This window comes from Streptomyces sp. SAI-127, assembly GCF_029894425.1.
In the GTDB taxonomy this organism is placed as follows: domain Bacteria; phylum Actinomycetota; class Actinomycetes; order Streptomycetales; family Streptomycetaceae; genus Streptomyces.
This window is the reverse complement of record NZ_JARXYJ010000001.1, coordinates 247,639-269,984: the sequence shown is the minus strand read 5'-3', so window position 1 is coordinate 269,984 and position 22,346 is coordinate 247,639. Positions and strand designations below refer to the sequence as shown.

The following is a 22,346-nucleotide window of genomic DNA, read 5'->3' as shown; positions in this document are numbered from 1 at the left end:
CGCGCCCTCCTCGCCGCAGTGGAGGCCGCCCTGGACGACTCGGGCAACGGTTGGTCCGGACTTCGTCGACGAAGTCCTTCGCGGATACGAGGCTGCCGGCAGCCTCGTACGCGGAGTATCCGGCGCCTGGAGGAACTCAGCCTTGTGCCGCAGTGCCGTCTCACTGTCGACGACGAGGGCATTCGCGGGGTGCTCGCCCGGCTCCACGAGCTGACCCCGCGGCGGCCACACCACATTGCATGCCCCCATGAGGAGGGGCACGAGATGCGCGGCACAAGGCAAGAACAGTCGATACGCCCAGGTGCCGAGGACGCCCACGAACGGTAGAACGTAAGGGTGAGGGACGAGACCAGCCCTGCTGAGGGTGCCCGGCCACATCGTGTGGCGAGGCCGGGGATCGACTACCAGGCGCTGTTCTCGGTCACCCCCAGCCCCTGCATGGTGCTGGGCCCGGACCTGGTGCTCGCCGACGTCAATAAGGCGGCCTGCCGGGTGACCGGCCGCACTCGGGAGGACCTGGTCGGGCGGTACCTCTTCGATGCCTTCCCTGACAATCCGGCTGATCCGGATGCTGACGGGGTACGGAATCTGCACGCCTCCCTGCACGGGGTCCTGCGCTCGAAGGAGCCGGACACGATGGCGCCGATGAAGTACGACATTCCCGTGGCCGACCGGCCCGGGGTGTTCGAGGAGCGGTGGTGGTCCGCGATCAACACGCCGGTGCTCGGGCCGGACGGTCAGGTGGAGTGGATCCTGCACCGGGGGGAGGACGTGACCTCGTTCATCCTCTCCCACCCTCGTCGGCGAGGAGGCGGGGCGCTCAGCGACGTGGAGGCGATGGAGGTCGAGCTGTACGCGCGGGCGCGTGAGCTCCATCGAGTGAACGATAGATTGCGCCAGGCCCACGCCCGGGAACGCCAGGTCGCTGTCACCTTGCAGGAGGCCATGCTCCACTCGCCCCACCTGGCCCGGCACCGGGACACCGCGGTGCGCTACTTGCCCGCCGCCGGGTCACTGAACGTATGCGGCGACTGGTACGAGGTGGTCGACCTGCCCGAGAACAGATTCGCCGTCGCGGTCGGCGACGTCGTCGGCCACGGCCTGGAGGCCGCCGCCGTCATGGGCATGCTCCGCAGCGCGTTGTCCGCCGTCGTCCGGGCCGTCGACGGGCCCGCGAGAGCCCTGGACGTCCTGGGCCTGTATTCACGCTACGTGGAGGGCGCGCTGGCCACCACCGTCGTCCAGGCCGTCGTCGACACCCGCGCCCGCCGCATCCTGTACAGCAGCGCCGGCCACCCGCCCCCCATCCTGCTCCACCCGGACGGCACCTGCGATCTTCTCGACCAGGCCACCGACCCTCCGCTGGGGGCCCGCCCCAAACCCGTCCCCCGCATCCAGGCCGGCCTGCCCTACACCCCTGGCGACACCTTCGTGCTCTACACCGACGGTCTCATCGAACGCCGCGGCGAGGACATCGATGCCGGCCTGCAACGCCTCACCGACGCGCTCGCCCGCCATGCCCGCCACAGCCCCGAACGACTCGCCGACGCTCTGCTTGCGCACCTCGGCGTCAGCAGCGGCGCCCGCGACGACATCGCCCTGATCGTCCTCCGCCTGTGACCCGTGCGCCGCAACCTGCACGCAACAGGTGGCGAACCCCGTCCACTGAAACGCTCATGTGCACCTGCGGTTGCCTGCGGAACTGGACGTAGAGACCACACAATCGCCGTCCATCGCCAACAGACCTCGCCAGATGCGATGAACAGAACCGCCGTGACCAGCCAGGACGCAGTGGCTCCTCGCCAACTACCGTGAACAGCCACAGTCGGGCCAGATCCGGTCCCATGCCCCGGCAGGCCCTCTGCGAGGCGGGATCCGAAAATCGCCCCGCGGATGCGGTGCGGTGAGGTGCGCGTGAGGCTGGTGCCATGTCGGAGCGCCGCGCCATCATCTGCCCGCCGTATGGGACGGGCGGCCGCAGGGCGTGCACCGACGATCAGTTGCTCCGCACGGCCTGCCGTCTCCACGCCCTCACCGTGCCCGTGCAGAACGCGGTCCGCACTGGCAGACACGAGGTGGATGTCGTGGAGTCGGGACGGAACGTGCGGCATGAGGACAGCCCGGAGGTGCGGGGACACTGAGCACGCGCAAAAGCCGTCGGGGCAGCGAAGCAGACGACGTGGAAGCCGTCCTCGACGAGCTGTACACCACGCCGCCGGCTGACTTCGTTGCCCGGCGGGAGACGCTGGCCGCCGCCGCGAAAACAGCCGGCGGGCTGGACAATGCCCGCCGCATCCGCGCCGCCCGCCGCCCCACCCTCGCCGCCTGGGCGGCCAATCTCCTGCTGCGCACCCAGCCGGAAGAGAGCCGGCAATTCCTGGAACTGGGCCGCGCGCTGCGCGAGGCCTACCAGGCCCTGGACGCCGACGTGCTCAAGGATCTCTCCGCACAGCGCCGCCGTGTCGTCTCCGCCCTGTCCCGGCAGGCCGCCCAGCTCGCCAGCGAGGCCGGGCACGGGCTCTCGCAGCCGGTCCAGCAGGACCTCGAAGCGACCCTGCGCGCCGTACTCGCCGATCCGGACGCAGCCGATCAGTGGGCGGGCGGCCGCCTGGTCAACGCCCTCACCCCGCCCTCGGAATTCCACCCGGGCAGCGCACCAGCGGCCGAGAAACCAGGCACCCGCAGTCGCCCGGCCTCCCCGTCCCCGTCTGTGTCTCCGGGACGGGCGTCCAAGGACGAACTCGCAGAGCGGCGCCGCGCCCGCCAGGAGCAGCTGGCCCGGGCGCGGGAGGCAGCCGAGGCCGCCGAGCAGCGCCTGCGTGACGAGCGCGCACGGCAGGCGGACGTCGACGCCGAGCTGCAGCGGGCGCGCGAGCGCACCGAACAGGCTCGCCGACGGATGTCCGCCATTGAGGAGCAGCTGCGCCAGGCGCGCGAGGAGTGCCGGCAGGCCGAGCACGAACAGCAGGAAGCCGAGGCACACGGCCGGTCCGCTGCCGAGGTCGTCGCCCAGGCCGAGCGGGCGGCACACGAGACCACACAGCAGCTACGCCGCATGACCAGAGGCGCCACATAGCCAGCACCGGATGACCAGAGGTCGTTTTCTCCCGTTGCTATGAGTAGTCGTACTTGAGGACGAAGGCGCTGTCTTCGGCTCCGTCCTGGGCGGCGACCGTGACGCTGTGGGTTGGCAGCGATGCCAGGTTCACCCAGGCGGAGACCGAATAGCTGCTCGTGGGGTCGAGCACCTGGGCGCCGCTCGTGGCCTCGCCGCTCGTGCCGTCCAGGGTCAGGACGGTGCCCGGGTGGCGTTGGTAGTCCTGGTTGCTGTGCGGTAGAGGGCGAGCGGACTGTTGCCCGGGTCGGGATTGGCCGGGTTGGCGTTGCGGCTGTTCGGCGAGTCGGTCGCCGCGGTGGCCAGTGCGCCGAAGGCCGGGCTGGTGAGGTTGACTAGGTGCGATGTCCTGTCGCACGGACGTCCGCGCAGTGGTTCTCGCCCACACGTGATGCTCACTCACAAATGACTTCGGAGCTCCCATGCTGCTGCGAAGGCACTTCACCTCGGAGGACGCGTCCTGCACGAGCCCTCGGACTGCCCGGACCGTCCGGGCGACTGGCTCGGGAGCGGGCTGCCTCCCGGGCTTCCAACAGATTGGCCTGACAGGGTGACCGTGGCACCGCGTCTGCCCGCCAAGCCTCTCATCTGTGGTGATGCCTGCTAGCTTCGCCAGCTGATCTGTGGTCCCGTACGCCTGCAGCGCAGGTTGGGCCACGACTGCGAGGCGAGGAAGACTGGTGTGAGGGAAGACCCTAAGAAGCCAGCGGTGGCTCCATTCAAACGCAGGACTTTCCTGGCCACGGCCGCCGTGACGGCCGCCGCGTCGGCCACCGCGACAGCCGCACCGGCGTCGGCCGCGGGTCCCCACAGTGGACCAGCCGACCCGTGGCCTCTCGACTCCGTGGCGCGCCTGCTGGCCATGCCCGAGGCCGGCCGCGGTATCGACTGGCTCAGGTCGGCGCTACAGGTCGCCGTGGAGCTGGAACTGTCCACCATCCCGCCGTACCTGTGCGGCTGGTGGTCCATCAGGGACCGCGGCGCGGATGCCGCGCGCCTGATCCGGCGCATCATCGACGACGAGATGTACCACCTGGGCGTGGTGTGCAATCTGCTCGTGGCCGTGGGGGGCAAGCCCCGGATCAGGGCGGCGGCACCCGTCTACCCCGGCCCGCTGCCCGGTGGCGTACGTGCCGGCGTGACCGTGTACTTGTCGGGTTTGACCAGGTCTTTCGTGCACGACGTGATGATGGCCATCGAAGCGCCCGAGGAACCACTCGCCCTCAGTGACAGCGCCCCGCCCACCGTCGGCGCCTTTTACGGCGCTGTGCTGCAGGGTTTCAGGGCCGTGGCCCCGCAGTTGTCGGCCCGCGGACAGCTGAGCGCTCACATCGGATCTGACGAACTGCGGCCGGTTGAGACGCTCCTGGACGCAGAGCGCTCCATCGACATCATCAGGGAACAGGGCGAGGGCACGAGCAGTTCCCCGGCCGACTCCTTCGCCGACGACCACCCGGCCCACTACTACGCTTTCGGCGAGATCTACCACGGCCGGCAACTGCGGCAGACCGACACGGGCTGGACGTTCACCGGGGCGCCCGTCCCCTTCCCCGATGCACGCCCCATGGCCCGGGTTCCGGCCGGCGGCTGGCCCGGCCCGCCGGCGCCCGTGCAGGAGTTCCTGGACCGGTTCGACACCACCTACACCGCCTTGCTCGACTCCCTCGATGCCGCCTGGGGCGACGGCGGTACCCGTTCCCTGGGTGCGGCCATTCACGCCATGCGCGCCCTGGAAGAGCCCGCCGTACGGCTGATGGAGATTGAGATCCCCGGCGCTCACAGCACATATGGCCCCCAGTTCCACGTACTTCCCTAATGAGCGGACAGGACGAACCTCATTCTGAAGCGTCAGGTAGTGCTCTTCCTCGTGCCGTTCTGGCAGAAGCAGGCTTGGGACGCGTACTACCAGGCCAGCCGCTGATGGACACAACGGCTCGATGGGGAGGGGAACTGGCCCAGTGGGCTTGCGGGGAGTGCCAGGGGGAAGCCGCTCGGGGGATGGGGCCGGTGCCGGCTTGCGGAAGGGTGGTTGTGGGAGGCCCGGTTGCCCCCGACGTGGCCGAGTGTGCGGATCACCGTCGGCGGTGCCTGTCCGCTGTGCGCGGTCGGCTGCGCATCCGCATGGGCAGAACCCTGGAAGCTGCGCAGAGCCCTGGAAGCCGCGTGGCGGTCACAGGCTGCGCAGGAACGGCAGCGAGGGCATGAAGAAGTATTCGCCGCCTTTCATGGTGACCGTCTGCTCGGGGGCGGGGGCCTCCTGAGTCTCGTTGTCTGCCCATGCCTGTGGCCATGTCTGCGAGGGCCGACTGCCCTGGCCGGTGACCGGGTCGAGGCCGGGCTCGGCGGCGGTGCCGTGTCGGGGGAATCCGGGGTTGTCCGCCCACCGTCGCTGGACGAACTCGAACTGCTTGCCGAGGTCGGAGTTGCATGCCATGAACAGCAGGCCGACGCCGCTGTCGGGCTGGTCGCCTTCGGTGCGTTCCCCGTAGGTCTGTCCGCGCCGGGCCAGCAGGTGCAGCCTTTCTTCCTCCGGTGTTTCGAAGCCGCCGGATCCGCGTGGGTTGCTCTTGCGGATATGTGCCTGGAGCGGGCATTTGCGGCCGGCGGTGTCGCTGGCGTAGGTGAAGTCGTTCATCACGGGCTTGTGCGCTCCGGCCTGGGCCTGCAGCGTGAGCGGGGTGCCGTCCCTGAAGCGGCCGACGAGCATTGCGCCGGCGCGTTCGCGGTCGTGGTTGTCCAGTTTCAGGGTGTCGGCGAGTTCTTCCTCGGCCGCCTTGAAGGCGCGCACGTTCTGTTCCAGCTTGCGCAGCACGAAGTAGCTGCCGAAGTCGGTGGTGGGGTCGGGGGCGGCCGGGTCGGCGACCAGGACTCTTCCCAGCGGCAGGAACGGATTCCAGACGGAGGTTCCGTCCATGGTGTCGCGCTCGGCGTCCAGGTCCTCGGTGAGGAACAGCGGCAGGCTGCGCCCGTCGACGTACCCGAAGTGCTCGATCGCGCGGCCTGCGTCATCGTGCTGGGTCTTGCCGGTCTCTTCGGCGAGCACGGTGATCGAATCGTTCAGAAGTGCTTTGACCTCGCCGAGCCGGGTGTTGGCAGGAAGGGAGTCGGCGTCGCCCACCAGGACGATGGCGTGGATTTCCTGCTGGTAGCCGGGTTCCCACTGCGTGGGGTCGGGGTCATTCAGGTTGGCGAGGGACTGAGGGTCTCGCATGCCGCGCTGGAAGACGGGGTCCGAGGGCGCCGCGCTTGTCAGGCCCAGCCTGGCGTAGCCCGCGTTCGTCAGCCCCACGCCGACATAGGGGGTGCCCTTCGTGCCGTGTTGTTTGAAGGCTTCCGCTTCTTCGAGTCCGGTCTTGGCCGACTTCATCAGCGGGACCAGGGCGGCCAGGAACGCGCGGGCTGCCGCGGTGGCCTCAGGCCCCTGTCCGAACTGCAGGAGCAGGATGTGCAGACGGTCGCGGACATGGCCCTTCAGGATGTTCGGCTGCAGGTGCTGCAGCATGGTCTCGTTGTCGCCGGTGGCGTTCTTCCACGACAACGGCACCGTGTCGTTGAGTTCAACGGGCATGTCTGTTCCCTTTGTCGATCCAGAATCCGGTGAGTTTCACGAGCGGTATACAGGTCGGCCGGTGCCGGATGCCGGACCCTGCCGTGCAGAACGTTGCCGGCATCACGGCACCTGTTGTCAGTCTGGGGGAGCCGCGTGGAATATGCGACTCGATCGAAACACCAGCATTGCCGAGCGTGGTTTTCCGTTGGCGAGGCAGGAAGTTGAACAACGAAAATCTTGGTTGACGGGAAAATTGCTTCACTTGGGTGACGGGAAAGAGTGCTTCGCTCGCCGGAACACGGAGACGGTTCGCACTGCCCCGTGAAGAGGGACAGGCTGCTACCCGGCTGGCCAACGGGGTGGAATGCCATCGCGGCCGAACACCGCGGACGGCCTCATGGTGGTCGTCGTTGAAACGGCCGGCAGGCGGTCGCCGCGTTGTCGCCGCGCCGCCCGGGGCTCGCTGACGTACCGTGGGAAAAGAGGCGTTCGGTCCTGCCGCATGCGTCGAGCGAACCGTGGGCGGCTCAGACGGTGCGTTACTCGTATTCCCCGGTCCCACGGCCGCCACCACGCCTTCGAACCAGTGGTCTTCGCCGTATCGTCACCGGACCACCCGGGACGGCCAGGGTTTTCCCAGTCGGGAGATGATCCCCATGACGATGCTTTCCGGTTACCGAAGCAACAGGATCGTCCAATTGATGGACGAATCCGCCGAAGCCCGCGGCGCGGACTGGCTGAAGGATTCCTTGCAGCAGGCTGTCATGCTGGAACTGGCGACTCTTCCACCGTATTTGTGCGCCATGTGGTCGATCAAAGACCAGGACGACGATGTGTGCGAGGAGATAAAGCGGATCGTCTTCGACGAGATGTCTCACCTGGGCCTCGCGGGAAACCTGCTCACCACCATCGGCGGCGTGCCCCGCCTCGCCGGTGCGGGAACAGTGCCGGCCTACCCAGGCCCGCTGCCCGGCGGTGTCCGACCCCAGCTGACCGTCTTCCTCAGCGGACTCACAAAGGAATCCCTCGAGCTGTTCTCCCAGATCGAGGAGCCAGAGGAACCAGTGGTCGCGGACGTGGTCGCCACACCCTCCATCGGTGCGTTCTACACCGCGATTCTCGACGCGCTCCGCGACAACGCAGACCTGGTCCGCGGTACCCGCCAGCTGACCCGTGACATGTCGGGCCACGGTGCCGGAAACAGCATCGTGGCGATCAACTCCCTGGAGGATGCCGAGGCGGCCATCGACGTGATCAAGGAACAGGGTGAGGGAACAACGGCGTCACCCGAGAACCCGTTCCCCGGCGAGGCCGGAGAACTCGCCCACTTCTACGCCTTCCGGGAGATCCTCCACGGCCGCAAACTGATCAAGGTCTCCACCGACCCGGTTCGATGGGATTTCCTCGGAGACGAGATACCGATGCCTCCTGCTTTCCCCATGGCCACGGTACCGGCCGGAGGGTGGGGAGCATCAGGCACTGCGGGACCCGACCCCGCAACCCAGACACTCATCGACGCCGGCAACCAGGCCTACAGCCACATGTTGCGCTGCTTGGAGGAGGCCTGGCAGGCAGAGGCGGCCGCGGACGGGAGGCGGCTGCTCGGCAAAGCCGTCCGCCACATGTTCGAGCTCCAAGAGCCGGCTCAGTCGCTGATGAGCCGCGAGCTGCCGGACGGCAGCGGCCGCACCTACGGCCCGGAATTCCGGTACGTCGATCTATGAGAGTGTCATCGCCTGGAACCGCGCCCGCGACGTCGCCGACAGCGAGCCCCTCGACCTCGACGAGATCAAGGAGGTCACCCGGCTTGCCCTGGGCCGCGACTTCGGGATGCACGACACCCGCTGGATGTCCCGCTTCGACTGCGACGAACGCCAGGCCCCCGCGTACCGTGTGGGCCGGGTCCAACTCTCCATAGAGCTCGTAACACGATCATGGTGAAGGGCTGTTGAGTCGTCTCCAGCAGATCAGTCCGCAGGCCAGGGAGACTATGGCGTTGTGGAGGTCGAGCCGTCTGCCAGCGGACTGCGAGGCGCTTGAACTGGCGCGCGACGGTCTGCCTCGACGACATTCCGCAGCCCGTCGAGACCGACGATGTCCGCCGCCCCTTCGCTGTTACTGTCGCGCCATGTCCAAGATCGAGATAGACGTCGTGACCGCCGAGTTCTTCGATGCCTTTGACAACCGGGGCGGCAAGGCTGCCGACGTGGCCCGGATCCGCCAGCTGATTATTCCGGGTGGCGTGATCGTCAAGACCGGCCCGGAGTTCACGGTCTACACCGTGGACGAGTTCATCGAGCCTCGCCAGCGGCTGCTGACCGACGGTCGGCTGGTCGAGTTCTCCGAGTGGGAGACCTCTGAACGGACAGAGATCGCGGGCGATATCGCGTCGCGGTTCGGCGAGTACCGCAAGTCCGGGATCTTGGATGGTGAGCCGTTCGAGGGAGACGGGACCAAGACCATCCAGTTCGTCCGCACCTCCGAGGGCTGGCGGATCGCAGCGTTTGCCTGGTACGACCAGCCCTGACCGCGGGGCGGTCCGGCTGCGGCTTGTCAGCTTGGGTTGATGTGGTGCGTCGACCGGCGACGGACCGGTGTCGGCTCCCCCCTTTTCGCGCGGATGTGGGAGCCGTCCACGCGCGCGCGACCAGTCGAGTTCGCCGGCCGCGTTCAACTCGGCGAGCAGGATACGGTGCAGCTGGTCGAAGACACCGGCCTGCTGCCACCGTTCCAGGCGCCGCCAGCAGGTCTGCCCGGAGCCGAACCCCAGCTCCAGCGGCAGCAGTTGCCAGGCTATGACGTTGCAGAAGACGTACAGGATGCCCTGCAGACACAGCCGGTCCGCCACCGGCCGCGGCCCCGGCGCCCGCTCCGGCCAGGGCAACGGCAGCAGTGGCTCGATCAACTCCCACAAGTCGTCATCCACGACCCACGGTCGAGTACTCACACCCTCCCGAACGGCCGAATCGTCTCGGTCACGCCCGACCAAAGCACTTCAACAAGATCGTGTTACGAGCTCATAGGAGAATCAAGTTCTGCATAATTACTCTGGCTTTGTTCAGCTAGCGTCTGAGACCCCAGGGCCCGCGCTCCACCGCTCGGCATCCCATTCTGGAGCGCTCGGCTGGGAAGTCCGCATCGGATCAGCGCTCGCATTCCAGGGCCGGCGCCGCTTCTGGGTCGGTGTTCTTCAACAGATTCACTCGGAAGCACTGTGACGAGCGGACCAAATGCCGTACGACCTGGGCAAATTACCGTGCCCTCGCCGTCCTGGCCCCCGTACCCGACGGCTACCGTCTCCCGCGCCCGGCCTGGCCGGGCCTCCGGCGGTGAACCTCCTTCCGTGCTCCAGGTGTTCGCCCCACGGGAGGGGCCGCCGCTGTACAGCATCTGACGCACGAGAGCACCAGTCCGTTTGCCACCACTGGGGCGGCGCCCCGCACACCTACCCCGATGATTCCTCTATCAGCTCTCCCGGAACCACTACCGCGACCTGGTGCCAGGTCGGCAATGGGCTTTCGGCGTCGAGCCTGATACCGGAAAGGTCTACTACGTCTTGCCCGACGGGGAAGCCTGGTTCGCCAACTCCTCCATCGACCTCTGGCTGCAGACACTGCACCACTACGGCCGACGAGTGAGCCAGTCTCCGATCCTCAACGACCCGGACGAGCACGAGGACGAAGCCCTGGCCGAGCTGAGCGAGCTTGCGGACGAGCTCTAGGCGATCGACCCGCCCGCCTTCGAGGGCTACATCGGCTTCATCTGGGCCGAGTTCCTCGATCGCTGGCTCTGGTGAGGGGCAGCGTTGCAGATAATCCAGAACCACAGTGGAAGTCGCGGCTCCGCCTGCCGTCGGCACCATGCTGAACGCAAGGTACCGGGCGGCGAAGGTCGACTTGCCGCAGCCGCTCCGGCGACCAGGGCGCACACGTTGCCGGCGGGCAGGATCGGCGGTTGCATCGCGTCCCTTCAACGACAGCGGGCCGCGGTGGCCGGGGCCCGGAGGCTGCTCAGGCGCCGGTGTCGTCTGCCGTGGTCGTGCCGGTGACCGTGGCCGTCTCGTACGGAGCGGTGAGCCGTCCAGCGCGTGGCGGACACGGGCGGTGGTGCTCATTACGTACTCGCGGTGGTGCTCAGCTACTCGCGCCAATCGTAGATCGTTTCGGTCGTGGCAGCGTGCGGCATATACACATTGCCAGGCCCGTCCTATTCGGGTGGGGCGGGTCTGCCCAACCACGGCCTCAGGCCGCGCTGCGCGCCCCGCAACACCTCATCAGGCGGCAGTCCAGCAGCTGATTCGATCACAACAAGTCCCCAAGTTCTTCCGGCCGACGGTGCCGAGCGTCACCGCACGCTCGCGCAGCAGGTACTGCACCGCCGACGCGACATCCACCACTGGGGGGCTTACCTCGTAGCGGGCGAGCTTTCCGACATACCAGTCCAGCCACTGCGCCCCTTCCCTCCTGGCGGCTCGGGACAATGCAGCTTCGGCGTTCCCATCGAGAAAGACCATGACCGGGCAGAGCGGCGCGAGCACCTCTGTGAGGTCAGTCATGAACGCATCGATCGTCTCTTCGCCGTGCCCCATGGCCAGCAGCGTCGGCACGAACGGCATCAGGGCGTCCGCGATCACCACATCACCGCCGGTCGCCAGGAACGAATCTACGAACTCGGCAGTTGTTGCGAGCAACGTCCCCAGGCCGACGGCGCCGGTCGCCTTGAACTCCTCAGCCACTGCGGCGAACTGCGGCCTTGTCAAGATCTCCTCCTCGCGGAAATGGTCCACCCTCAGTCCCTCATCGACCAGCCATCGGGACAGGCCAGCACATAGCGTCGACTTGCCCACTCCGGGAGATACTCCCCACACGGTGATCAGAACCGTCATAGTCGCCGAGCCTAGGAAGGGCGATCATCACTGCCAACCCCGCCGCGTCTCCACCCATCCCTGAGCAATGAGCAGGCGCTGGATCTCGTTGCAGCAGCACTACAGGCCGCCATCCCTGGCCCTGGACCACTCGACAAGCACAACACGCGAAGCCACATGGACTGCTACCGCGTATCCGCGTCCACCGCCCGCATCCACGTCGTCGCCGACCTTGACCGTACGGGTCAGGCGACCCAGATCCAGACGGACATCAGAGGGGCGACATCTGCGCCGGGCAACGAGCTGAAGAGCACGCGCCACCCGCCTGGTCAGCCACGCTCAAGACCCCCGTGCCGCATCCAACTGGCTAGCCCGCAGGCCAATGTGGGTTCGGCATGCCGTCATCGCTCATATGCGCCCGCTGCCAGATCCGTTTCCAGTTGAACGGGGTCTCCGGGACGAACCGATGACGCTGCCCGCACGGACACGGCGCCAGGACCCACGCGCACCCACGGCACAGCTCCACCCAGCCGTGCCCGGTCGAGTTCGACTCCAGCGGTCTCTCGTCGCCGCAGGCGGGGCAGCCGGGAAGATCGGCGCCGTCCAGAATCGCGTTCTGTCGCCGGACGTACTCGGGCAGCCGCAGCGACGGATGGCGAAACGGGTCTTCGAACCAGGCGCGGTTCGGGCCCTCCCACCTGCTCCGCAGCCACCACGGTCGCGGGTTCACTACGGCCCGCCGCCCGGCTCGCTTCTCTGCCCGGCGTTGCTCGGCGTACTCCTCCGCCCGCGCGAGCCACAGAACCCTCGCCTCATGCAGTTCCTCCACCGCCCGCACCAGCGCGTCCGGGTCCACCTCCAGCCGCCGGGGGATCGCGACGCTGAGCGTGAGGTGGTGGTACGTCGCCCGGAAGCCGTACGGAGCAAAGAGGGTGATGCACGTCCGCAGCGCGCTGTGCCGACGGCGGAGAGGGAGGCCGGCGTCGTGCACGCGCGCCCGGTGGGTCAGGAAGCTGGACATTGTATGGGCCCCAGGTCCAGCGCCCGGGCCAGGGCGGCGGTAACGGCGGCGGCGTGTGCCGGCAAGTGTTGTTCGGCCCAGCTTCCGGCGAGGTTGAGGAAGTCCTGCAAGTCCCGCTGGGCACCGGTGACGAGCGTGCGTACCTGGTCTACTGGCAGCTCGATCACCGGGCTGTCTTCATCGCCGTAGGCGTCGAGAGTCAGCCGGACACTGTCGCCCACGCGTTCGGCCATCGAGGACGGGTTGTGGCCGAAGTAGGAGCAGCCGGTGCCGTCGAGCACCTCCAGCCAGTCCCGCCAGGTCTCCAGTCCGCTGCAGCAGCCCGGCTCGACGAAGACGGTGCCGGTGGCGTTGTCGGTCACCCGGAACCCGCCGGCGGCGAGCAGGTCGGGCATGGTGAGCAGTCCGTGCAGGAACGTGCCGAGCGGGTCGGTCGGGCACGGCCCGTGCTCCTCCTCCGGCTCGAAGCCGTTGTAGTCGGCGATCCGCATAACCGCCGTGCCGACCTCCACCGGAGTCAGCTCCCCGTTGAGAACGAGGTAGCCGTACGACTTGTGCTCGCCAACAGGCCAGAGCGTGAAGTCGTCGGCAGCGAAGATCTCCAGAACGGGTTGCATCACCATCACACGGGGATGATGCCGGACCCACTGCTCCACCGCCACGGGCTTTAGCTGCGGCATCGGGCTCAGGGCGGGCCCGCGAACTCGCCGAGGCTCTCGCGGGCGGCACGGGTCAGCACGCGGGGCGTCGGCATGTCGGCGGCCTTGCTCGTCCCGGATATCAGGCCATCGTAGTGAGCCAACCGCTCTCGACCGCCAGGCTTCATGGTCGGCCTGTCCGACCCCCGTCGGCGCCCTCGCGACGCAGCGCGGTCAGCAGCCTGGCAAAGCAGCGCGGATTCAGTCCGGAGCCGCCGAAAATCCGGGACGGCTCCGGCGCCGTGATCACAGCAGCCACGCCTTGATGCTGGCATCGCGCCTGCACCCTCTCTGACCGGAGTCTCAACGGCGGACCATGGTGGGAAGGGCGACCTTGTGACGGACCCGGCAGACCCGGAACTGGCGCACCGCCTCGCCGACCAGGTCAATGGCATCGCCCGACGCTACTTCTCGACCGCCACCATCGAATCCCGGGCCAAGAGCGACGGGAGTCCCGTCACTGACGCCGACCGGGAGATCGAAATCGTTCCTTCGCTCCCTGACCCGCCAGGAGTACCCCGACGACGCGTTTGTCGGTGAGGAGTTCGGCGCCTATGGGCACGGCAGATGGCGCTGGATCATCAACGCCATCGACGGAACAGCAAGCCTCCTCGCTGGCGAACCGGAGTGGAGCACCCTGATCGCCGTTGAGGGGAGTGGCCGCATCACCATGGGCATGGTCTCCGCCCCGGCCCTTGGGCGCCGCTGGTGCGCCAGCCCGGGTTCAGGCTCCGGGACAGGGCCGTGCCCGTCCCGCCCAGCCGCACCGACGCACGGGTTGAAGCTTCAAGCCCACACCGCCCTGATCACGGCGTGGCCTGCTGCAGCCGCCCGCCCATAGAACTCTTTTAGGCCCCTGTGATGGTCGAGGAACTCCTGCCTGACCTGCGCCTCGTCCCAGCCGGCCCAGACGAGCTTGGCACCGGCGACGTTCCACAGCTCGTCGAACGAGACACGTGCGAGGAAGCCTGCGGCCTGTGACACCCCAGGCGGCTCCAGAATCCCCAGGGGCGGGTTGGAGGGGTCGGCATCAGCGCTGTGTGCCACTGGCCGCCCGCCGTAAATCGGCAGCTCCCAAGAGTCGTCGCCATCCACATCGAGGACATCCGCAGCGGCGTACAGGTCATTGACGGAGCCCCAGACCTTGTCAATCGACTCGGCGATGCCCGCTGCGTACTCGTCGGGGTGGTTTTCCCAAGCCTGCCACATGAACGCTGCAAGCCAGGTGTGGTCGTCCCGGATCTCGGATCGCGCGACTGCGCGCATGTGCATGTGGATGCTCACTGCGACGAGTCCTCCCAGTTCGGCGGCCCGTCTGGTGGGCCGAACGGAGAGAACCTACTCGACGGCACTGACGGCGCGATGCCCGTCTCTGCCAGGACGTCCTCCGGCACCCGATCGCCGCCTGTCGTCAAGATCCAGCACTGCATCCACACATCCGCACGGACTTTCGCAATAGGCCTGACCAAGCGCTACTTGACGCCGTTCGGCACCAACCGGGGCAGCGGCACGACGACTTGGCCCGACGACAAGGCGTTCCTCGGCAAGACCGCCGACGCTGACACCGGTCTCAGCCACATTGGTGCACGCGAATACGACCCGGCCATCGGCCAGTTCACCAGCATGGACCCGCTCCTCCAGGTGGACATCCCGCAGACCCTCAACGGCTACACCTACGGCTCGCAGAACCTGGTGAGCCACGTGGACCCGGGCGGCATGGGCCTGCTCTGCGGCAGGTCTGGTGAACCCGTCTGCCCGACCCGCCCTGGCGGTACCCCCGGCAACGGTCGGCCCAACGAGGCGTTGCAGCCGGCGGTAGCCTGACCGCGCCTCATCAACCCGCAGTGCCTGGAGTACACGGGCGGAACCTCGGGAGGGGGGCGGGGGCCGGGCACCCCGGGCTGCGACTACGGAGCCCAGTTCGAAAAGTAGGTCGCCGAATACGGGTGCGACATCGAGGGGGACGAGTACCAGGTTCCCTCGGCGCTGGCGGCGATCTTCGTGCACAGGCCGGTCAACGCCAAGGGCAGGCCGCTCAGGGCTCCGTCGTTCTGATGTTCATGGGTCCGCGCAGGTGGTCCCACGCGGCGCACATGCCCTCGCGTACGGCAACGCTCTTGAAAACCGTCGTGGCAGCGATGCCACCGTGGCCCACCGCCTCTGCGTGTTGGACAGCAGTGACTCCGGCCCCCGACATTGGGTAGTTGGTCGGGGGCCGTTGTCGCGTCGCGTTCGGCGCTAGAAGTCGATCAGGCCACGCCCCCAGGTGTCCGCGTCGGGCTTCTGCTTGTAGGCGAAGGTCGACAGCGCCTTTGCCGGGTCGAGGCTCTTGTTGTGGGACAGCAGGAGCGCGACCGCGCCGGCCGCGAAGGGCGCTGCCATGCTCGTGCCCTGCATCGCCACATGGTCCTGGTCGATCATCCAGCGGCGGCTGTTCCTGGAGTCGCGGGACTGCGCGGAGACGATCATGGCACCGGGCGCGGCGAAATCAGGTTTGGCTTTGCCGTCACGTCGCGGCCCCAGGCTGCTGAAAGGCGCGATGTCGTCCGGCTTCAGCCAGCTGGCCTCGCGGCTGGTGCCATCGATGTCCGTCCAGCGAGTCCTGGTCGTGTAGGCGGCAACCGTGATCGCGCTGGTCGCGGTGCCCGGAGATCCGATCGTCATGGAATTCCTGGCATGCGGACCGGAGAATCTGCCATCGCCGAGAGCCCAGACGTCCACCCGCGTCGTTTGCTGGGCCGCCTTCTTCCCTCGGACCAGCAAGGTCCAGGTGCGGGAGCCCGCGGCGTTGGCAGGGGGTCGAAGGCGCACGGTGAACTGATGGTCCTGGTTCCTGCTGTCGGGCCCGGGGGTGCCGATCTGCACCGTCCAGTTACCTAGCCGGTAGACCCTGTTCGGGTTGCCCTGCGGACCGTTGGGCAGAACGCCCTGGAACGGTGTTGTCAGGCCTTCCGGCGCGGCTACCGCCACCTCCACCTCGTCGCCGCCCGCGTACCAGCCGTTGAACCACAGATCCTGGACGACGCCGCCGGGGTCGGGGCTGTGCAGGCAGGGAGCTCTCAGCGTTTCCCCTGGGTTCGGGGCGAGTTGGGCATGGATGTTGTCTTCTCCCTCGTTCCCCGCCGCGCAGCACACGATCCTGCCGGGACCCGACTCATCGTCGATCGCCTTGGCCAGGGCGTCCGTTCCGTCATGGGGATCGCTGTGGCCGCCGAGGCTCAGGTTGACCACGGCTGCCTTGCCGAGTTCGCGGGCGAGGCGGAACACATACTGGATGCCGTCGATGATGCCCACGTCCGTCATGTTCGTCTTGACCACGACCACATCCGCTTCCGGCGCCACACCCTGGAACTTTCTGTCCGAGCCGGCGGCGATGCCCGCGACGTGGGTGCCGTGCCCATGGTCGTCCTTGGACTTGACCAGGTCGGTGTGGTTGGCGTACTCGATGCCGTACTGGCCTTCGGGCACACCTGTTCCACCACGCGCCTCCTGGTCCCATATCCGGAGGATGCGGCCGGCGAAGGTCGGGTGCCGCGCGTCGATCCCACTGTCGACGACACCGATGATGACGCCCTTGCCGGTGAGCTGGTTTGTCGTCCGGAAAGCGGGGAGCCCCACTTTGCCCGGGGCTACGTCCATCAGAGGATGGACCCTCTGTGCCGGGGCCACGCGCTCAACTCCCGGATACTGAGTCAGGGTCGGCAGGTCGCTGAGCGGGACGATGGCCGTGCGCACCCTCCCCCCACCGGCGTTGACCTCGATTCCGGTAGTGCCCTCCAAATCACTGAAGTCAGCGTCCGGCGAACACTCCAGTGTGACCACGACCCGAGCGGGCTTGGCGAAGTCCCGTGGCGCCACAAAACCCGGCATCTGGTCTTCCTGCACGTGGTCAGCGAGCGCTTGGCGCCCCTCGGCGTACTCGTCGTAGGCCATGGCAAGCGTTGGAGCGAGTTTGCTGTAGTCCATGAGCGTTCTCCCTCAGCAAGGCGAGACGATGGAGCGGACCTTAGGCTGGCTGATGCAGCACCGCCGCCTGGCGCGGGACTACGAAGCCCTGCCGGAGATCCCGGACGACGCATCCGCGTGAACACTGATCAGATGCCCTCTTAGTGCACGATGATGAGCGGTCCCGCCTCGACGGTCACGACCGGGGCCTGGCCGGACTGGGCCAGGAAGAAGGGTGTCCCGGCAGTGTTGGCGCACGCGTTCCAGAGGTAGATCCACACCTCGCAGGTGTCTCCCTGGTGCATGTCGAACAAGAGGGGGAAGAGGCGCTGCCCCGGGAAGGGGCCGCCTGACATCCCGGTGATGTCGGCCATGGCGATGTTCACCGACTCTCCGGTGCCGGGGGACATGCCGACCCGGTTCCATAGCGTGGCCTTCGTGTCCACGAGCGTGGTGCCGCCACTGCCGTACACGACGGCCCCGGCCCCGCCCGTCGTCCGGAGGTTGGGATGGGTCTGCAGGTCGAAGAACGAATGCTCGTACGTCCCCTGCGGGATGACCGCCACCGACACGTCGGCGCCGGCCGTGACGAAGAAACTGAAGCCAGCGCCGGAGAACTCGTCGCCCCCGAGTAGCGTCATGTGTCCGTCGACGTGCGACAGGGGAAGCCCGAGGCCGGTCTGCCAGCTGTGCTCGTACGGGGCCGCGACCACCTGGGTTCCGGGGTGGATGTCCAGCCTGAGCGGGGTGAGTTCGGGCCGCAGCCTATGGGTGAGGCCGTCGAGCATGTCCTTCTTGAACGCCTCCATCGTCTCGTCGTCACCCATCACCGTGGGGGCGTCCGATTCGAGGCCGGTGGGATACCGGCGGTAGGAGCTCAACTCCGCGAGCCGGGCGTGCCCGAATTCGGCCAGGGACTGCTGAAGCTTCTTGAGGGAGGTGTTGCGAACGACTTCTTCGGAGGTAGCTCGGCTGATCGGCCGGGTGATCTCACGGGTGGGGGCCAGTGTCATGGTGTCACCTCGTTTTGCTGTCGTCATCGCAGAGAGGGCGTGACATCGCTGCGCGGTCAGGCAGTGGGACAATCGGCAGCCGCACACGGGCGTCGTCCGGGAACTGCCGCACCAGAAACGGCCCGCATCGCGTTAATCGTCGTCACGCCGCGGCGCGCGGAAGCCCTGATTCCAGAGTGCACGCGTCGTTCTGAAGTCGCCAGTTGGGCCAGTCGTCGGGTGTGAGGCACGCGTAGGGCACCCGCAGCTCGGTGCTGCCGGTCTCCCGCCGCCACCGCCTCGCCGCCTCGTTCCCGCGCCGCCAGTACGCGCCTTCAGGGCCCGTGACCCGCAGCCGCACGAACTGCGTGAGCACCGCGGGGTCGCGTCGCGTTCCTCGCTGAAGCGCAGCACCGCGGCCGCCGCCGCGCGTGGCAGCCTCCTCCTGGTCCTCGTCGTCGTCCGCTTCGTCGAACTCCCCGTCGACGACGTCTTGTTCGCCTCCCGGGCGGCTGCTGCGGCGGCGTGGATCAGCCAGTGCCTCGATCGTCTCGGTGGCGTGCGCGCGGAGCGCTCCGAGGATCTTCGCGAGGGTCCCGTACGGCTGTGTCGTTCAGGTGACGTGTCCTGGTTGATCACATGATGGCGAGGGGGATCAGTGGACGGTTGGCGTCGCGGGTGTGGTGGCGGAGTCCAGCGGCGATGTTCGTCCGGCCGCTGAGTCGGAGAGCGCCGATGGCCAGGTTGCGCAGGGACGCCATGGCACGTGGAACGGTGCCGGTGCGTACGCGGGAGGTGTCCTCGGCGTACGTGGTGTCCCTGACGTGGTGGATCTTGTTCTCGATGCCCCAGTGGTCGCGGACGCGGCGGGCGATCTCGGTTGTTTCGGCCTGCTCGGCGGTCAGGTCGGTCACCCCGTAGACGCGTTCCAGGGTGACCTTGCCGTTGGTGACGGGCCGTCGGCGGCGGACGATCTGGACGGCCTGCACCGCGTGCGGGAAGGCGATCTGGGTGACGGCGGCGGCTTTGATCCGGCGGATCTCGTCGCGGCCGTGGGCGGGTGGCCCGCGTCTTGTCCAGGAGTGGTACCTCCCGCCATGGCAGGGCCTTCAGCCACCGGTGCAGGGTGGCTGGTCGCCCTTGATCAGTGCGACGTAGTGGGCGTGCTTGTCCTCGACGAGGAAGCGTGCGTGGGCGGTCTGCGAGTGGAGGGCGTCGAAGGTGACCACGGTGCCGTGCAGGTCGAGCGGGGCGAGCAGGGGCTGGAAGACGGTGATCTCGTTGGTCTTGCCGTCCACCTCTCGCTGGGCGGTGACCGGGCCGGTCACCGTCATCGCGGCGAGCAGGTGGACCTGGGTGGCGTCGGTGCGGCGGGCACCGCGCACGGTCTTGCCGTCCACGGCGAGGGAGGGCAGGGGCCGACCGCTGTCGTTCTCCGCCTGGCCGGCGGCGCGTTCGCGCCCGGCGAGCCAGCTTCCGACGGCCGTATCCCGCGCGTAGGCGTCGATGCGCTGGAGGATGCGACGCACGGTGGCCTCGGCCGGGGCGACGGGGCCGCGGTCCGGCTCCCGGCGTGGGCCGCCGAGCCGGGCCAGGACGTGCGGCGGGGCGTCGGCGGCCCACTCCGCGATAGCGGCCAGGGACTTCGCTCCGGCCAGGACCGCGCACGCGGCCAGGGACAGGACGAAGGCGAGTGGGTGGCGTCGGCCCTGGTCCCGTCGGGGATCGGGCACCTGAGCCAGACAGGTCAGCAGGCCGGGGAGGTCATCTGTGATCAGGGACTCGACACCTCATGATCACCGGAAGTCGCGCCTGCCTCCGCGTCAGCCCCCGGCGACCACCTCGCGGTCCTGCCTCAGCACCTGAAGCCCCATCAACCCGGACACACCGACTGAACGACGCCGCCCTGGCAGGCCATTAGCTTCCCCGCCCCAAGGAAGATGAAGATCGACATGGTCCATATACTCGATCGGCATACCGCGGCGGGGAAGACTTACCAGCAGAGCGTCCGCGACGTGGAAAGCAATGACGGTATTCGCTATAAGGACAAGTTCTACGACGACATACCCCGGAGCAGATTGAGTCCGGGCTTATCAAAATGCCGGTAGTTCGGTCAAGGTGTAGGGTGAGCGGTTTCAAATGAGGCGCATCAGCAAGGGAATGGCCATCGAATTTTGGTACAACAAGACGACGCAGTTAATTGAAACGGCATATCCGATCGGTCGTGGGTAATGTTTCAGGTATTCGTGGACGTTGAATCGCTGGAAAAGTCGGCGTCTGGGGCGACCTGGGGGAATGTCTGGCATGAGTTCGATGGGCACCCATTCCCTCACTGGCGGTGGAACGACATGGTGGTTCCATATTTCACGGCGCTGGCGCAAGGTGTACGGGACGCCTGTAGTGGTCGACAAGTCCAGGTGATGTTCTTCGACGGGCCGTTCTGGATCAAAATTGGGCGGATGGGGGGTGACCTGGAGCTTGTACCTGGCGGGGGAGGAGCTGATGTTCCTTCTTGCGTGACGGACCGTGCGAGTGTGTCGTCCGCGGTCCTGGCCGCCGGGCGGCTCGTCCTTCAGGCGTGTGAGGGCAAAGGGTGGGACGACGACGTTCGTCGGCTGAGGTCGTCCCTCCAGCGACTTTCACCGTGATCCGTTCGACTTCTGGAATGAGTTCAAGTGGAATTTGTCAACAACGACTTCACTGAGCGGTTCCACGATATCGCTCTCTCCTCGGGATGGCATGTTCCTACTCGCCCGGCGCAAATGCTTGGAGCGTGGGAAGATTTCGTCACAACGTGCACGGACGGCTACGAGTTCGATCTGTCCGAGTATCCGAACGACCTCCATTCGACAGTTCATCCAGCTGGTGCTGGACGATTCCGAGGCCAAACGCACCGTGATGTACACGCTCTTCGTTGAGCGCATCCGTCGCATCGACGATCGGTTCCGCGGGTTGGTGAGAGAAGGGCCACTGATTCATCGACGAGTTGCCGGCCCGGAGGCCAGCCGATCGCGTCGTAGCCGCGGTGCGCAATCCCAACGGTGCCGTGGATCTCGCCGCTCGCGGTGTCCATGTCCGCCTCGGTGACTACGATGACCCGGCGACGCTGCGCACCGCGTTCAAGGGAGCCGACCGGCTGCTGCTGATCTCGTCTCCGGAGCTGGAACCCTACCGCCGCGCCCGCCAGCACCAGGCAGCCATCGACGCGGCCCGCGCCGCCGGAGTCGGATCGATCGCCTACACCAGTTTCCTGGGTGCCGATACCCAGGCCGACGGCGTTACCGCCGCTCACCACTCCACCGAGCGCACCCTGCTCGCCAGCGGACTGCCCCACACGCTGTTGCGTCACCCCTTCTACAGCGAGGCGTTCCTCAACCCGGGCTTGCACGCCGCCGTCGCCTCGGGTGAACTGGCTGACGGTACCGGCGGGCGCGGTATCAACACCGCCTTCCGCAGCGATCTCGCCGAGGCCGCCGCTCGCGTCCTCACTGAGGACTGCCACATTGGCCGCGCCTACGACTTCACCGGCAGGCTGTGGACCTACAACCAGCTCGCCCACGCACTCAGCCGCATCTCCGGCAAGCCCGTCGCCCACCGAGACCGGCACGACCGCGCGCCCCGCGTCCAGGGCTGGTTTGAGGAGCAGGTTCGTGCCGGCGCCCTGGAGCAGCAGACCGACGATCTTGAGCACGTCCTCGGTCACCCAGTCACCACCCTCGACCAGGCTGTCACCGCAATCCTCACCCAACCCGCCCCACCGACCGCCGGCCCTGCCCTGGAGTGAGTGCGCGCCATGGAAGGTGCCGGCAGCTGAAATTGGGCTTGTGTGGTGTCGTGATCAATCAGTCGCCTTCAGCGGGTCGTTGATCGAGATCATGGAGGCGCGGAGGCGTAGGCCTGCGAGGTAGCTCTCGGGTGTTGTGTCGTATCGAGTCGCGATGCCCCGCCAGGCCTTCAGTTTGTTGATCAGGCGCTCGACGGTGTTCCGCTCCTTGTAGAGATCGGCGTCGCCGCTTGTGGGTCGGCCGCCGCGACTGCCCGTCCTCTTCCGGTTGGCGGCCTGGTCCTTCTTTTCCGGGATGACTGCCTTGATATTGCCTTTGCGCAGGTAAGAGCTCGTAGCGCGATCTTGTGACCTCAGGGTTTGCATCGCTGGTACGC

The 22,346-nt window shown here is 67.4% G+C and carries 19 protein-coding genes and 5 pseudogenes; 11 read left to right on the top strand and 13 right to left on the bottom strand.

What is annotated here, in order from left to right; all coding sequences use genetic code 11:
- The first annotated feature begins 381 nt into the window (after window positions 1–381).
- The 4 genes from M2157_RS01385 to M2157_RS01370 all read left to right on the top strand — a co-directional run bounded on the left by M2157_RS01385 (window position 382) and on the right by M2157_RS01370 (window position 4,931).
- Window positions 382–1,620, top strand: coding sequence for a SpoIIE family protein phosphatase (locus tag M2157_RS01385; RefSeq protein WP_280864113.1), 1,239 nt, complete (start codon window positions 382–384; stop codon window positions 1,618–1,620).
- 308 nt (window positions 1,621–1,928) lie between these two features.
- Window positions 1,929–2,141 carry a hypothetical protein gene (locus M2157_RS01380; protein WP_280864112.1) on the top strand — a complete coding sequence of 71 codons (213 nt, stop codon included), beginning with the start codon at window positions 1,929–1,931 and terminating at the stop codon, window positions 2,139–2,141.
- Between the two features lie 38 nt (window positions 2,142–2,179).
- The gene (locus M2157_RS01375; protein WP_280864111.1) at window positions 2,180–3,076 is read left to right on the top strand and encodes a hypothetical protein; all 897 of its coding nucleotides are present in this window, start codon (window positions 2,180–2,182) and stop codon (window positions 3,074–3,076) included.
- A gap of 748 nt (window positions 3,077–3,824) precedes the next feature.
- Window positions 3,825–4,931, top strand: a complete 1,107-nt coding sequence (locus tag M2157_RS01370; protein ID WP_280864110.1) for a ferritin-like protein — start codon at window positions 3,825–3,827, stop codon at window positions 4,929–4,931.
- Between the two features lie 354 nt (window positions 4,932–5,285).
- Here M2157_RS01370 and M2157_RS01365 read toward each other — a convergent pair whose 3' ends face one another.
- Entirely contained in the window at window positions 5,286–6,683 is a 1,398-nt protein-coding gene (locus tag M2157_RS01365; protein ID WP_280864109.1) for a hypothetical protein, read from the bottom strand.
- Window positions 6,684–7,321: 638 nt separating this feature from the next.
- Between M2157_RS01365 and M2157_RS01360 the strand changes: the two genes are divergently transcribed.
- The 3 genes and pseudogenes from M2157_RS01360 to M2157_RS01350 all read left to right on the top strand — a co-directional run bounded on the left by M2157_RS01360 (window position 7,322) and on the right by M2157_RS01350 (window position 9,192).
- Window positions 7,322–8,389 (top strand): ferritin-like protein, encoded by a 1,068-nt coding sequence (locus M2157_RS01360; protein ID WP_280864108.1) that lies wholly within the window; start codon window positions 7,322–7,324, stop codon window positions 8,387–8,389.
- A gap of 4 nt (window positions 8,390–8,393) precedes the next feature.
- Window positions 8,394–8,579, top strand: a pseudogene (locus tag M2157_RS01355) (FAD-dependent oxidoreductase); the annotation flags it as partial.
- Between the two features lie 214 nt (window positions 8,580–8,793).
- Complete coding sequence (locus tag M2157_RS01350; RefSeq protein WP_280859931.1) at window positions 8,794–9,192, top strand: nuclear transport factor 2 family protein; 399 nt, start codon at window positions 8,794–8,796, stop codon at window positions 9,190–9,192.
- Between the two features lie 111 nt (window positions 9,193–9,303).
- On the opposite strand, the pseudogene M2157_RS01345 reads toward M2157_RS01350, so the two are convergent.
- Window positions 9,304–9,612 (bottom strand): annotated as a pseudogene (locus M2157_RS01345) (transposase); the annotation flags it as partial.
- Between the two features lie 549 nt (window positions 9,613–10,161).
- Here M2157_RS01345 and M2157_RS01340 point away from each other — a divergent pair.
- The gene (locus M2157_RS01340; protein ID WP_280864107.1) at window positions 10,162–10,386 is read left to right on the top strand and encodes an SUKH-4 family immunity protein; all 225 of its coding nucleotides are present in this window, start codon (window positions 10,162–10,164) and stop codon (window positions 10,384–10,386) included.
- Window positions 10,387–10,938: 552 nt separating this feature from the next.
- Here the strand turns inward: M2157_RS01340 and M2157_RS01335 are convergent.
- The 5 genes and pseudogenes from M2157_RS01335 to M2157_RS01315 all read right to left on the bottom strand — a co-directional run bounded on the left by M2157_RS01335 (window position 10,939) and on the right by M2157_RS01315 (window position 14,532).
- Window positions 10,939–11,550 carry a hypothetical protein gene (locus M2157_RS01335; RefSeq protein WP_280864106.1) on the bottom strand — a complete coding sequence of 204 codons (612 nt, stop codon included), beginning with the start codon at window positions 11,548–11,550 and terminating at the stop codon, window positions 10,939–10,941.
- A 346-nt stretch (window positions 11,551–11,896) separates the two neighbouring features.
- Complete coding sequence (locus M2157_RS01330) at window positions 11,897–12,550, bottom strand: hypothetical protein (protein WP_280864105.1); 654 nt, start codon at window positions 12,548–12,550, stop codon at window positions 11,897–11,899.
- Window positions 12,535–13,173 (bottom strand): hypothetical protein, encoded by a 639-nt coding sequence (locus M2157_RS01325; protein WP_348541771.1) that lies wholly within the window; start codon window positions 13,171–13,173, stop codon window positions 12,535–12,537. Before M2157_RS01325 ends, M2157_RS01330 begins: the two co-directional genes overlap by 16 nt.
- Window positions 13,174–13,375: 202 nt before the next feature.
- Window positions 13,376–13,507, bottom strand: a pseudogene (locus tag M2157_RS01320) (IS5/IS1182 family transposase); the annotation flags it as partial.
- Window positions 13,508–14,034: 527 nt separating this feature from the next.
- Window positions 14,035–14,532, bottom strand: coding sequence for a DUF1877 family protein (locus M2157_RS01315; protein WP_280859929.1), 498 nt, complete (start codon window positions 14,530–14,532; stop codon window positions 14,035–14,037).
- Between the two features lie 192 nt (window positions 14,533–14,724).
- Here M2157_RS01315 and M2157_RS01310 point away from each other — a divergent pair, with 192 nt between their 5' ends.
- Window positions 14,725–15,072 carry an RHS repeat-associated core domain-containing protein gene (locus M2157_RS01310; protein WP_280864104.1) on the top strand — a complete coding sequence of 116 codons (348 nt, stop codon included), beginning with the start codon at window positions 14,725–14,727 and terminating at the stop codon, window positions 15,070–15,072.
- A gap of 414 nt (window positions 15,073–15,486) precedes the next feature.
- On the opposite strand, the gene M2157_RS01305 is transcribed toward M2157_RS01310, so the two are convergent.
- Complete coding sequence (locus M2157_RS01305) at window positions 15,487–17,214, bottom strand: S8 family serine peptidase (protein ID WP_280859928.1); 1,728 nt, start codon at window positions 17,212–17,214, stop codon at window positions 15,487–15,489.
- Window position 17,215: 1 nt separating this feature from the next.
- Here M2157_RS01305 and M2157_RS01300 point away from each other — a divergent pair.
- A pseudogene (locus M2157_RS01300) lies at window positions 17,216–17,308 on the top strand (IS5/IS1182 family transposase); the annotation flags it as partial.
- Between the two features lie 46 nt (window positions 17,309–17,354).
- Here the strand turns inward: M2157_RS01300 and M2157_RS01295 are convergent.
- The 4 genes from M2157_RS01295 to M2157_RS01280 all read right to left on the bottom strand — a co-directional run bounded on the left by M2157_RS01295 (window position 17,355) and on the right by M2157_RS01280 (window position 19,927).
- The gene (locus tag M2157_RS01295) at window positions 17,355–18,206 is read right to left on the bottom strand and encodes a hypothetical protein (protein ID WP_280864102.1); all 852 of its coding nucleotides are present in this window, start codon (window positions 18,204–18,206) and stop codon (window positions 17,355–17,357) included.
- A 142-nt stretch (window positions 18,207–18,348) separates the two neighbouring features.
- Window positions 18,349–18,561 carry a hypothetical protein gene (locus M2157_RS01290; RefSeq protein ID WP_280864101.1) on the bottom strand — a complete coding sequence of 71 codons (213 nt, stop codon included), beginning with the start codon at window positions 18,559–18,561 and terminating at the stop codon, window positions 18,349–18,351.
- A gap of 259 nt (window positions 18,562–18,820) precedes the next feature.
- Window positions 18,821–19,174, bottom strand: coding sequence for a hypothetical protein (locus tag M2157_RS01285; protein ID WP_280864100.1), 354 nt, complete (start codon window positions 19,172–19,174; stop codon window positions 18,821–18,823).
- Window positions 19,175–19,294: 120 nt separating this feature from the next.
- A complete protein-coding gene (locus tag M2157_RS01280; RefSeq protein ID WP_280868150.1) occupies window positions 19,295–19,927 on the bottom strand; it encodes an ISAs1 family transposase in 633 nt (210 codons plus the stop codon).
- Between the two features lie 1,244 nt (window positions 19,928–21,171).
- On the opposite strand from M2157_RS01280, the gene M2157_RS01275 reads away from it, so the two are divergent.
- The gene (locus M2157_RS01275; RefSeq protein WP_348541770.1) at window positions 21,172–21,969 is read left to right on the top strand and encodes an NAD(P)H-binding protein; all 798 of its coding nucleotides are present in this window, start codon (window positions 21,172–21,174) and stop codon (window positions 21,967–21,969) included.
- Window positions 21,970–22,023: 54 nt separating this feature from the next.
- Here the strand turns inward: M2157_RS01275 and M2157_RS01270 are convergent.
- A pseudogene (locus M2157_RS01270) lies at window positions 22,024–22,299 on the bottom strand (IS5/IS1182 family transposase); the annotation flags it as partial.
- Between the last annotated feature and the right edge of the window lie 47 nt (window positions 22,300–22,346).

What these genes read in the sequence shown, in the direction of transcription:
- M2157_RS01380 (WP_280864112.1), top strand. Translation starts at nt 1,929, where the DNA reads ATGTCGGAGCGCCGCGCCATCATCTGCCCGCCGTATGGGACGGGCGGC.
- M2157_RS01365 (WP_280864109.1), bottom strand. Translation starts at nt 6,683, where the DNA reads ATGCCCGTTGAACTCAACGACACGGTGCCGTTGTCGTGGAAGAACGCC.
- M2157_RS01360 (WP_280864108.1), top strand. Translation starts at nt 7,322, where the DNA reads ATGACGATGCTTTCCGGTTACCGAAGCAACAGGATCGTCCAATTGATG.
- M2157_RS01350 (WP_280859931.1), top strand. Translation starts at nt 8,794, where the DNA reads ATGTCCAAGATCGAGATAGACGTCGTGACCGCCGAGTTCTTCGATGCC.
- M2157_RS01335 (WP_280864106.1), bottom strand. Translation starts at nt 11,550, where the DNA reads ATGACGGTTCTGATCACCGTGTGGGGAGTATCTCCCGGAGTGGGCAAG.
- M2157_RS01330 (WP_280864105.1), bottom strand. Translation starts at nt 12,550, where the DNA reads ATGTCCAGCTTCCTGACCCACCGGGCGCGCGTGCACGACGCCGGCCTC.
- M2157_RS01325 (WP_348541771.1), bottom strand. Translation starts at nt 13,173, where the DNA reads ATGGTGATGCAACCCGTTCTGGAGATCTTCGCTGCCGACGACTTCACG.
- M2157_RS01305 (WP_280859928.1), bottom strand. Translation starts at nt 17,214, where the DNA reads ATGGACTACAGCAAACTCGCTCCAACGCTTGCCATGGCCTACGACGAG.
- M2157_RS01295 (WP_280864102.1), bottom strand. Translation starts at nt 18,206, where the DNA reads ATGACACTGGCCCCCACCCGTGAGATCACCCGGCCGATCAGCCGAGCT.